The sequence below is a fragment of the Ramlibacter sp. genome, from assembly GCF_028292805.1.
Classification (GTDB): domain Bacteria; phylum Pseudomonadota; class Gammaproteobacteria; order Burkholderiales; family Burkholderiaceae_C; genus Ramlibacter.
The window spans coordinates 1-10,634 of record NZ_JAQGLS010000291.1 but is presented as its reverse complement, the minus strand read 5'-3'; the positions used below and the strand labels follow the sequence as shown (position 1 = coordinate 10,634).

Sequence of the window (10,634 nt, the reverse complement as noted above, 5' to 3'; positions counted from 1 at the left end):
CGGCTCCGGCTCCGGCTCCGGCTCCGGCTCCGGCCACACCCGCGCCGCGTCCGGCGGGGCCGCGGCCCGACTTCGGCGCTCAGGTGCCGTCGGCCGACGTGCGCCATGTGGCCAACTGGGCTTTCTTCAGTCACGACAACCAGGGCAAGTCGGTCCTGATCCTGGACAAGAAGGCTGCGCGGGTCTGGGCCTTCGACCCGCATGGCAAGCTGACGGCCACCACCGCCGCCCTGCTCGGCTCGGCGATTGGCGACGACAGCGCGCCTGGCATCGGCGACAAGCCGCTGGCGGCGATCAAGCCGCAGGAAAAGACCACGCCTGCCGGCCGTTTCGTGGCCGAGCCGGGCATGAACACCAACGGCGAAGACATCGTCTGGATCGACTACGACGCCGCCGTCTCCATGCACCGGGTCCGCCCCGCCGTGGCGGCCGAGCGGCGGCTGGAGCGGCTGGCGTCGCCGACCGCGGCGGACAACCGCATCTCGTTCGGCTGCGTCAACCTGCCGGTGACGTTCTACGAAGGCGTGCTCAGCCCCACCGTCAAGCAGACCGGCGCCATCGTGTACGTGTTGCCGGAAACGCGCACGCCGCAGCAGGTGTTCGGCTCCTGGGACGTGACGGACCCGAGCCAGGCGCCGCAGGTGGTTGCGGCGCGGGCGGCGGCCACCGATGCCGGCGCCGCCAAGGACGCCAAACGCAACCGGGACGCGGTGCAGTGAGCCTCAGCCGGCCTTGCGCAGCGCATTGAGCGGGATGCGCAGGTAGGCCACGCCGTTGTCGTCGGCCGGCGGCAGCCGCCCGGCCCGCACGTTCACCTGGATCGCCGGCAGGATCAGCGTCGGCATGTCGAGCGTGGCATCGCGCGCGGTCCGCATGGCGACGAAAGCCTCCTCGGTGATCCCGTCGTGCACGTGCACGTTGCCGGCCCGCTGCTGGGCCACCGTGGTCTGCCACTTCGGCTCGCCGCGGCCCGGCGGCGGATAGTCGTGGCAGACGTACATGCGGGTTTGCGGCGGCAGCTCCAGCAGGCGCCGGATCGAGCGGTACAGCGTGTGCGCGTCGCCGCCCGGGAAGTCGGCGCGGGCCGTGCCGACGTCGGGCATGAACAGCGTGTCGCCGGTGAACACGGCGCCGTCGATCAGGTAGGCCATGTCGGCCGGCGTGTGGCCTGGCACCCGCAGTGCCGTGGCCGGCACCGTGCCGATCATGAAAGTCTCGCCGTCGGCGAACAGGTGGTCGAACTGGCTGCCATCGGGCAAGAAGCTGCGCTCCAGGTTGTAGAGCTTGCGGAAGGTCGCCTGCACTGCGCGGATGTGCTCGCCGATGGCGATGCGCCCGCCCACCCGCTCCTGCAGGTAGCGCGCACCGGACAGGTGGTCGGCGTGGGCGTGCGTCTCCAGGATCCACTGCACCGACAGGTTCTGGGCTTGCAGGTGGCGCAGCACGGCATCGGCCGCCCGCGTGGCGGTGTGGCCGGAGCGGAAATCGAAGTCCAGCACCGGGTCGATCACGGCGGCCGCGCCGGTCGCCTGGTCGGCCACCACGTAGCTGACGGTGCCCGTCTCCGGATCGAAAAACGACTCGACGGTGGTGCTCCTGTCCATGCGCTGCTCCTCTGACTGTGTGTGCCCCGTCGTGTATTGAACCGCTTTCCCGACAAGGAGCCCCCATGAAAATCGACTGGCGTTGGCTCACCCCCTGGTCCGCCCTGGCCGCTGGCGTCCCGATCGGTCTGGCCGCCGCCATCCTCGTGCTGTTCAACGGCCGCATCTGCGGCATCAGCGGCGTGCTGGGCGGGCTGCGGCGCCCGCGCGACGGCGCCACCCGCTGGCGGGGTGCTCAAGGGCCTGAAGCGGCGGGCCCACGCGGCCTGCGCGCGGCGCCGCCCCTCTTCAGCCGGCGACCGCGTCTTGCTCGACGGCTGTCAGCAGCCAGGCCAGCTTGCGCTCGATCACCTCCGGCGTCGCCGCGTTGGCGCGCAGCACGTCGGGCCGCAGGAAGAAGCACAGAGTCCGCAGCGTGAGGAAGTACAGCGCGTTGCGCCGCACTTGCCGTGGGTCCAGGTCGGGCGGCAGGTGGGCGAGGTAGCTGTCCATGAACACCGCCCGCGACTGCTCGAAGGTCGACAGCTCGTTGCCCCGGAACAGCCGGTGCAGGTACGAACCGGCGTCGAACCCCACCCGACCGATGCGCGCCTCGCCCCAGTCGATCAGGTGCAGCCCTTCCCGGGTTTCGATGATGTTCTTCGACAGCAGGTCGAGGTGGCTGAAGCAGCACGGCGAGCGTTGCGCCGACCCGGCCAGCCGGCGCACGTGCGGCTGCAGTTGCATGGCCAGCTGCAGCACGCCGTCCAGGGCCGGGGTGCGCCGCAGGATCGGGCGTCGCAGCGCCAGCGCGACGTTGTAGCGCGGACGCCAGAGGCTCCAGGGCCCGAAGAAGTCCATCCGCCGGCGGGTGAACGCCGGCAGGCTGCGGACCAGGTCGGCGGAGGCGCGCTCCATCTGCGCGATGCCGCTGGCGGCGTGGGCGGCGATCCGGCCCAGGTTCGGATGCGGTCCGGTGACGACCTCACTGTAGACATAGCACGCCAGCGGCGTCTCGACCACGCCCAGGGGCGCTGTGCGGATCAGCCGCCGCCCGGCATCCAGCACGGAGACCCAGGCCTGCAGCAGCGGCTCGAACGGGCCGATGCCCAGCACCTTGGTGAGCCGCTTTTCGACGCACTCCAGCGGCGCGCTGCCGTCGGCCGGCACGATGCGGTGCCGCAGAACGGAGACGGTGTTCCAGGCATTGCCTCCGAGCTCGCTCGTTTCGACGGCAAAGTCGGTGCCCCGCAGAGCCGGGAAGATGCGGATGAGGCGAGCGTTCAGGGTCATGTCCCGGCGGATTCTCCGCCAAATGCGTCGCCCTCGCCAACGCCGGGCGAACCGTCCAGGACCGGATTGTTGCTCGGCTTAGCGCCGGGCCGCGCCGGCGGCCCCCAGGCGTTGCACCCGCTCGCGCACGCCGCGCACGGCTGCCGAATGGCTGGAACGCAGCTGCTCCAGCACGAGCATGGGGCCGCTCGCATCGGCGCCGGCGAGCACGTCCGACAGCGCGAACAGCTGTGCCAGCACGGCACAGTGGGCGTCCAGCACCTCCCGCATCGGCTCCGGCTCGCGCGGCAGCAGGTCGGCGTAGGCGGCGTGCAGGGGCGAGATGCGATCGCGGAAAGCCACGAATGCGGACCCGGCAGCGACCCCGCCGCACATCGCGTCGAACTCCGTTTCGTAGAGCGTGAGCAGTTCCAGCACCCGGGCCCGCCGGTCGTCGCGGGCCGGCGCGCCGCGCTGCAGCGCCAGCACCAGCAGGTGGCCCAGGCTGATCACGACGCCGCCCGTCCCGGGGTAGCCACCAGCTTCCCGGCCTCGGGCGCGATCGCACGGCAGGGCGCATAGGCATCCCTGGCCGCATCGTAGACCCGGGTGCGAACCTGCATCAGGCCGAGCACCGAATGAAAATAGTCGTCGTGGCTCACGGGCCTGCCGGTGCGCTCGCGCACGCAGCCCACGTCCAGCTGCACGCGCTGCACGTACGACGGCGAGAACCAGCCGATCCAGGGCACCTTCTTTTGCACGTCCGGCGCGATGGCGTACGGCAGGCCGTGCAGGTAGAGGCGGTTCTCGCCGAGCGACTCGCCGTGGTCGCTGACGTACAGCAGCGCCCCGTCGAACGCCTGTTGCCGGCCCTTGAGCCAGCCGATGGCGCCGGCCAGAAACTGGTCGGTGGCCAGGATGGAGTTGTCGTAGGCGTTGACCACCTCTTGCTGGCTGCACTCCTGCAGGTTGTTGCTGGTGCACTCCGGCAGGAACTGCTTGAGCGCGGCCGGCGAACGGCGGTGGTAGGCGGGGCCGTGGCTGCCGATCTGGTGCATGACCAGCACCACGCCGCGGGTGCGCCGCTGCGCCGGCAAGGCGGCGATGCGCTGGTCCAGGTCGGCCAGCAGCACGCCGTCGAGGCATTCGCCATCACTGCAAAGTCCGTCGTCGGTGCGGTTCACGGTGCTGGCATGCGGAACGCGGTCGCACACCCCCTTGCAGCCGGATTGGTTGTCCAGCCAGAGCACGGCCAGCCCGGCCTGCTGCAGCACGTCCAGCAGGTTGCCGTAGTCGTGGCGCCGGGTGCCGTAGCCGGCGCGTCCCAGGTGGGAGAACATGCAAGGCAGGGATGCCGCGGTGCTGGTGCCGCACGAGGTCGCATCGGTGAAGCTGACCACGGCTTCGCGAGCCAACCGTGGCGTGGTCGGCCTGGCGTAGCCGTTGAGCCCGAAGTTCGCCGCCCGCGCCGTCTCGCCCACCACCAGCATCAGCAAGGGCGGCCGTCCGCTGGCCGCCGGGGCGACGGCATCCAGCCCGATCGGCTCGAGCTGCGAACCGTTGCGGCGCAGCGGCGCGGTCGCCACGACGCCCACCGCGTAGACAGCGTTCAGGGGATTCATCAGGTAGCGCAGCTGCTTGTGGTTGCGCATGGCCGATGCCAGCGGCTGGTAGCAAGCCAGCACCACGGCGACCAGCACCAGCAGCGCCACCGCGAAGCCGCCCGCGTTGTGCGCTGCCTGCCGCAGCGGATGCAATCGCCGCACCGGAACCTTGAGTACCGCAACGACGGGCAGCAGCACCAGCAGCAGCAACGCCGGCAGCATGCGAACGTCCAGCAGGCCGGCAGCTTCCGCCGCGTCCGTCTGCAGCACGTTGACGACCATGTCGGCGTTCACCAGCACGTGGTAGGTCCACATGAAGTAGCCGCCGGCGCCGGCCACCGCCAGCAGGATGCAGATGGCCGGCTTGAGGGTCCAGCGCCACGCCAGCAGGCTGAGCAGGGCAAACAGGGCGGCGGCGATCACCGTGGCCAGTGCGCCGGCCAGCAGCCAGCCGCCCGGCGTGCGCAGCAGGCCGACTGCCTCCAGTTCGCGCCACAGCGGCAGGTTCGCCAGCGTCGCCAGCCAGATGCTGGCGGCGGCCGCCAGCCAGGCCGCACGGATGCCGGGGGCGTTCATCGCAGCGCCCCCGGGGCCGGCCAGTGGCGGCCGCAGTCGATGGCGACGGCGATGGCCCAGCAAACCAGGCCGGTCCACAAGGTATGGCTCATGAAGTGCGCGCCTCTGAGTTGCTGGGCGACTCCGAACGCCAGGCCGGCGCCCAGGGAGGCCAGCAGCCAGCTCCTGGCGATGTCTGGCGCGACCCGCCGGAACACGAAGTAACCGCCGATGAAAGAGAAGCCGGAAGAAGCGTGACCGGCCGGAAAGCAATGCCCGGACCCGCCGTCCGGGACCGCGCTCCAGTGCGACGCGTAGCGCGCGAAGCCGCCGAACAGGCTCAGGTCCCAGGGGCAGCTGGTGGCACTGAAACGCTTGAGGACGGCAACGGCCAGGGCGGCGCACAGGGTGGTCACCGCCAGCTGGATCCGGTCTTCCACGGTGAGCCGGCGCAGCGGACCAACCGGCCACCAGACCGCCAGGCACAGGCCGGTGGCCAGGGCCCAGGAGAGCCGCCGCCCGCCGTCGTGCATCACGTTGGTCAGCACCCAGTGCTCCCGCAACGGAAAGCCTTCCGGCCCGGCCATGTGTGCCGCGATCAGCAGGTCCAGCGAGCTGGCGTCCCACGCCAGCAGGCCGGCCAGCCCCAGGGCGGTCAGCAGGAAGAGCCGCTGTCGGTGCGGGTGCGGCGTGGTTACTGCGGACATGGGAGCGGAGCTTGCGCGCTCAGCCTTAACGGTTTCTTAAGCTGGCGCACGGCAGAATGGCTGCATGCGCGTGCTTCTGGTGGAGGACGATCCCGGCATCGTCCAGGGGCTTTGCTCCAATCTCGCCGTCCTTGGCTGGGCCCTGGACGTGGCCGATGGCATTGCGCCGGCCTGGGCCGCCCTGCGCGCCGAACCGTTCGACGTCGTCCTGCTCGACCTGGGACTGGCCGACGGCGACGGCACCGAGCTGCTGCGCCGGGTCCGCACCAGCGCCCCGGACCGGCTGCCGGACCCCCGCACGCCGGTGCTGATCATGACCGCGCGCGACCAGGTCTCGTGCCGGATCGAGGGGCTGGACGCCGGCGCCGACGACTACGTCTCCAAGCCGTTCGACGTCGACGAGCTGGCCGCGCGGATGCGGGCCTTGCGGCGCCGGGTCGTCGGCCGGGCCGACGGCGTGGTGGTGCACGGTCAGCTGCTGCTCGATCCCTCGGCGTTGACCACCACCCTGGCCGGCCGCGCCGTCGACCTGTCGACGCGCGAGTTCGCCGTCCTGCTGGCGCTGGTGGAAGCCAGCCCGAAGGTCTTGTCCCGCCCCCAGCTTGAGGCCAAGCTGTACAACTGGGACCGCGCCCTGGACAGCAACGCCATCGAAGTCCACATCCACCACGTCAGGAAGAAATTGGGCGAGAACCTGATCCGTACCGTGCGGGGGGTCGGCTACTTCGTGCCGGCCGCGGCCGCATGAAGGCGCCGCGCCTGACCAACCAGCTGCTCGCCTGGATTCTGGGCTCGCTGGTGCTGGTGTGGGGCACGTTCATCCTGATGGGTTACCTGACCGGGGAGCACGAAGCCGACGAACTGACCGACGGCCACCTGGCGTCGACGGCGTCGCTGCTGGCCAATCTACGCGGGGGCGAGTTCCTGCCCGGCGGCATCAGCCAGGCGCCGGCCGGCGCCCTGGACCTCAAGGCCCACGATTACCAGCAGTCCATGAACGTCGTGATCTGGCGCGCCGACGGCAGCATCAGCACGCGCTCGGGCGCCGGCCCCCTGCCCTCGTTCACGCCGGACGAAGGCTTCGAGACGCAGCTCCTGGGCAGCCCGCCCGTCGCCTGGCGGGCCTTTTCGAAATGGGACGGGCCCAGGCAGCGCAAAGTCACCGTGCTGCTGGCGTTGAGCGAACGCGACGCCCTGGCGCAGGACATCGCCGCCCAGATCGTCGAGCCCGGGCTGTGGCTGCTGCCGGTGGTGGCGCTGGCCCTCGGGCTGGCGGTGCATCGTGGCCTGCGGCCCTTGTACAGCCTGTCCCAGGAGGTGCATGCGCTGGACGTGCGCAAGCCCCGGCGGCTGCCCACCGAAGGCCGACACCAGGAGTTCCAGGCCTCGGTCGACGCCATCAATTCGCTGGTGGAGCGCTACCAGGCCTCGCTCGATCGCGAGCGCGCCCTGGCGGACGAATTCGCCCATGAACTGCGCACGCCGCTGACGTCGCTGTCGCTGCAGGTGCAGGCTCTGCGCGGGCGTCCCGACGGGCCCGAGCGCGAGGCGGCGCTCAAGCGGCTCGAGTTCGACGTGCTGCAGACCGGTGAAGTGATCGCGCAGCTGCTGTCGCTGGCGCGCGCCAGCCGCACGCAGCTGGACGTCGCGCTCGAGACGATCGAGCTGGGCGAGCTGGCCCGCAGCGTGGTCGCGGATTTCGCCCCCGCCGCCTACGCGAGCGGCCACGAACTCTCGCTCGACATCCAGGGGCCATTCCAGCTCGAGGGGCACTCCATCCTGCTGGAGCTGGCCCTGCGCAACCTCATCGACAACGCCCTGAACCACACGCCGGGCGGAACCCAGGTGGCAGTGCAACTGCTGCCGGCGATCGGGGCGATCCAGGTCTGCGACCGTCCGGCCAGCATGCCCACCGCCGCGGCCGGGCGGGCGCGGAGCCAGGCCGGGCTCGGGCTCGGGCACCGGGTGGTGCGCAAGGTGGCCGACCTGCACGACGCCCGCTTCGAGCAGGTCGAGCCCCCCGCCGGGTTCGGCTGCTGCTACCGGATCACCTTCGGGGCCGTCAGGCAGGCGAGCGGGGACCGAGCATGATGATGGCCATGCCGGCCAGGCTGACCGTCACGCCGATCCAGTCGGTCGGTGCCGGGCGGATTCCCTCGACTGCCCACAGCCACAGGATCGCCACGCCGATGTAGACACCGCCGTAGGCCGCGTACACCCGGCCGGCGGCCGCGGGATGCAGGGAGAGCAACCAGGCAAACAGCGCCAGGCTGAGCGCCGCCGGCAGCAGCAGCCAGACCGAGCGGTCCTGCTTCAGCCACAGGTACGGCAGGTAGCAGCCCACGAGTTCCGCGAGGGCGGTGAGCATGAAGAGGCCGAGTGTCTTAAGGACGTCCATCGCCCAATTGTCAGGGCAGCGCGCAACTCCTGAAGCCGGCCGACACGTCGTTGCGCCACGCCGGAAAGAAGTTGCGGTAGCGCGGGTGCCGCATCCGCGGCTGCGTCATGAACGAGGCGCCGCGCAGGACGGGGCGGCCATCGAACCAGGGAGCCGAGTAGTCGCGGTAAGGATGGGGGCGGAATCCCGGATATGGCGTGAACGGGCTGGCGGTCCATTCCCACGCGTCGCCCCAGCGAAAGCCGCCGGGCGCGGTGACGGCCGCGCGCTCCCATTCCGCTTCATCCGGCAGCCGCCGGCCGGCCCAGCGGCACCAGGCCTGCGCCTCGTGCAGCGTGAGGTGGCAGGCGGCCTCGGCGCGGTCCAGCGGCCGCCACCGGCCATGGCGCCACTGCAGCCAGCTGGCGCCTTCGCGCTTGAGGTAACGCGGCGCGGCGGCGCGCACGGCCATGCGCCAGCGCAGCCCGTCGTCGGTCCACCAGCGATCCTGCCCGTACCCGCCCTGCTCCACGAACGGCAGGAACTCGGCCCAGCGCACCACCTGCGCGTCGATCGTGGTGTCGCCCAGCGCCAGCGGGCGCCGGCGCAACTCGTTGTCGAACACGAAGCCCTTGTCCTCGCTGCCAAGCTGCCACTCGCCGGCGGCCAGCGTGAGCGGTGCCGGTGGTGGCGGCAGTGGCGCGGCCTGCCAGCGGGCGTCGTCGATGGCGACGCCGAGCGACTGCGCCACGTACAGCGCGGCCTCGTGGTGCATGTCCTCGTGCAGCAGCACCAGCCGAAAGAAATACAGCGCGGCAGCGGCGCCGTCCGCGGCCGGCAGCAGCGCCAGCGTCGCCGCGAGCTGGTGGGCGAGGTCGGACCGGGTTTCGCCCACCGAAGGCAAGGCCAGTTCCCAGCGGGCATCGTGCCCGACCCGGCCCGAGTCATACAGCGCATCGGCATCGGGCCGCAGCGGCGACGCAAGGGGTGCATCGGGATCTGCCTGGCAACCCAGCGCACGCTGCGACACGCGTGCGGTCCAGCGCTCCTGGAACCAGCCCACATGGCCGAGTTCCCAGAGGGGCGGGTTCAGGTCCTGGCGCAGCGGCACCTCGAGCCCCGGCAAGGCTTGCGCAAAGGCGGAGAACGTCGCCAGGGTGTCGGCGCGGCTGGCCGCCAGCGCCGCGGCCAGGTCCGCCGCACTGCCCTGGCGCGCCAGCGTGGCGGCGCGGGGTACGCTTGCGTCATGCATAGTCCGTCCATTGTGATCGTTACGCCCGCGCTGGCCGCCGCCAACAACGGCAACTGGCAGACCGCGCAGCGCTGGGCGCGGATGCTGAGGCCGCATTCCCGCGTGCGGCTGGCCGCCGACTGGCAAGCGGGGGACGAGGACCTGATGATCGCGCTGCATGCCCGCCGCTCGGCGCTGGCCGTCGCCGCCTGGCGTGCGGCCACTCCCCGGCGGCCGGTGGCGCTGGTGCTCACCGGGACCGACCTGTACCGCGACATCGAAAGCGACGACGCGGCGCGGCGGTCACTGGAGCTGGCCGACGCACTGGTGGTGCTGAACGACCTGGGCGCTCGCCGCCTGCCGCTGCAATTGCGGCCGATCTGCCACGTCATCCTGCAGTCGTGCGGCGCCCGTGCCCCGCTGCCCCGCAGCCGGCGCCAGCTGCAGGTGCTGATGGTCGGCCACCTGCGCGAGGAGAAAGACCCGCGCACGTATTTTGCCGCCGCCCACGCGCTGCGTGCTCGCGACGACATCCGCCTCGACCATGTCGGCGCCGCCCTGGACCCGGCGCTGGGCGACGAGGCGCACTCGCTCGCTGCCGGGCAAGCCAACTACCGCTGGCTCGGCCCGTTGCCGCACGAAGCAACGCGGCGCCGCATCCAGCGGGCCGACGTGCTGGTGCACGCCAGCCGCATGGAAGGCGGCGCGAACGTCGTCGTCGAGGCGATGCGCAGTGGCGTGCCGGTGCTGGCGTCACGGATCGATGGCAACCTGGGGCTGCTGGGAGGCGACTACACCGGCACGTTCGAGGTGGGCGACGCGGCTGCGCTCGCCGCGCTGCTGCTTCGCTGCCGCACCGAGGCCGGCCTGCTGGCGACGTTGCGCGGGCAGCTGGCCGAACGGGCGCCGCTGTTCGCGCCCGAAGCCGAACGGGCGCGGCTGCTTGCCCTGGTTGCCGGGTTGCTGGCCCGCTAAGCGCCGGAACAAGACAGCCGCCAGGGGCCGGGCACTGCTGGCTCAGCGCACCCCTCCCAGGACCGCCGGGTCGCAGGCCAGTCCCCTGGCGCTCAGGCGGTACTCGTGCCCCGGCGGGCTCTGCTGTATGGCGGCCGCTTTGAGAATGCCGTTTCGTCAGCAGCGGCAGTCGCGCCGAGAGGATGTCGGCGCGATGCGGATGGCCTGCTCGAAGTCGCCGTTGCGCCCGGGCCAAAGGACGCCGCTGCCAGCACCAGCGAACTCCAGCGATCGCCCGCCACCTCCTCGCCAGCCCAGCGCGGCCGGGCCGGCGGCGCCGCTGCGCTCGCC

The 10,634-nt window shown here is 71.6% G+C and carries 11 protein-coding genes and 1 pseudogene; 5 read left to right on the top strand and 7 right to left on the bottom strand.

The genetic code is table 11. From position 1 onward, the window contains the following. Positions 1–719, top strand: a 719-nt coding sequence (locus JWP65_RS17700) for a hypothetical protein (RefSeq protein WP_367280531.1), incomplete at its 5' end; no start/stop codon positions are given. Between the two features lie 3 nt (positions 720–722). Here the strand turns inward: JWP65_RS17700 and JWP65_RS17695 are convergent. Next, positions 723–1,604 carry an MBL fold metallo-hydrolase gene (locus JWP65_RS17695; RefSeq protein ID WP_299766108.1) on the bottom strand — a complete coding sequence of 294 codons (882 nt, stop codon included), beginning with the start codon at positions 1,602–1,604 and terminating at the stop codon, positions 723–725. Between the two features lie 65 nt (positions 1,605–1,669). Between JWP65_RS17695 and JWP65_RS17690 the strand changes: the two are divergent. After that, a pseudogene (locus JWP65_RS17690) lies at positions 1,670–1,810 on the top strand (YeeE/YedE family protein); the annotation flags it as partial. Between the two features lie 82 nt (positions 1,811–1,892). Here the strand turns inward: JWP65_RS17690 and JWP65_RS17685 are convergent. From JWP65_RS17685 to JWP65_RS17670, 4 genes are all read right to left on the bottom strand, one after another. Further along, a complete protein-coding gene (locus JWP65_RS17685) occupies positions 1,893–2,876 on the bottom strand; it encodes a phosphotransferase (protein ID WP_299766106.1) in 984 nt (327 codons plus the stop codon). A gap of 78 nt (positions 2,877–2,954) precedes the next feature. Continuing rightward, a complete protein-coding gene (locus JWP65_RS17680) occupies positions 2,955–3,368 on the bottom strand; it encodes a hypothetical protein (RefSeq protein WP_299766104.1) in 414 nt (137 codons plus the stop codon). Beyond that, a complete protein-coding gene (locus tag JWP65_RS17675; RefSeq protein WP_299766102.1) occupies positions 3,365–5,035 on the bottom strand; it encodes a phosphoethanolamine transferase in 1,671 nt (556 codons plus the stop codon). The genes JWP65_RS17680 and JWP65_RS17675 overlap by 4 nt, the downstream gene beginning before the upstream one ends. Further along, on the bottom strand, positions 5,032–5,721 hold the full coding sequence (locus tag JWP65_RS17670; protein ID WP_299766100.1) for a phosphatase PAP2 family protein: 690 nt from the start codon (positions 5,719–5,721) through the stop codon (positions 5,032–5,034). The genes JWP65_RS17675 and JWP65_RS17670 overlap by 4 nt, the downstream gene beginning before the upstream one ends. A 64-nt stretch (positions 5,722–5,785) precedes the next feature. Between JWP65_RS17670 and JWP65_RS17665 the strand changes: the two genes are divergently transcribed. Next, positions 5,786–6,469 carry a response regulator transcription factor gene (locus JWP65_RS17665; protein WP_299766098.1) on the top strand — a complete coding sequence of 228 codons (684 nt, stop codon included), beginning with the start codon at positions 5,786–5,788 and terminating at the stop codon, positions 6,467–6,469. Beyond that, the gene (locus JWP65_RS17660; protein WP_299766096.1) at positions 6,466–7,812 is read left to right on the top strand and encodes a histidine kinase dimerization/phospho-acceptor domain-containing protein; all 1,347 of its coding nucleotides are present in this window, start codon (positions 6,466–6,468) and stop codon (positions 7,810–7,812) included. Before JWP65_RS17665 ends, JWP65_RS17660 begins: the two co-directional genes overlap by 4 nt. On the opposite strand, the gene JWP65_RS17655 is transcribed toward JWP65_RS17660, so the two are convergent. Together JWP65_RS17655 and senA are read right to left on the bottom strand one after the other, a co-directional pair. Then, positions 7,784–8,119, bottom strand: coding sequence for a YnfA family protein (locus tag JWP65_RS17655; RefSeq protein WP_299766094.1), 336 nt, complete (start codon positions 8,117–8,119; stop codon positions 7,784–7,786). The two genes, JWP65_RS17660 and JWP65_RS17655, sit on opposite strands and share 29 nt — an antisense overlap. Positions 8,120–8,129: 10 nt before the next feature. Then, the gene (gene senA, locus JWP65_RS17650; protein WP_299766092.1) at positions 8,130–9,350 is read right to left on the bottom strand and encodes a selenoneine synthase SenA; all 1,221 of its coding nucleotides are present in this window, start codon (positions 9,348–9,350) and stop codon (positions 8,130–8,132) included. A 12-nt stretch (positions 9,351–9,362) separates the two neighbouring features. On the opposite strand from senA, the gene senB reads away from it, so the two are divergent. Further along, complete coding sequence (gene senB, locus JWP65_RS17645) at positions 9,363–10,304, top strand: selenoneine biosynthesis selenosugar synthase SenB (RefSeq protein WP_367280530.1); 942 nt, start codon at positions 9,363–9,365, stop codon at positions 10,302–10,304. Positions 10,305–10,634 lie beyond the last annotated feature (330 nt).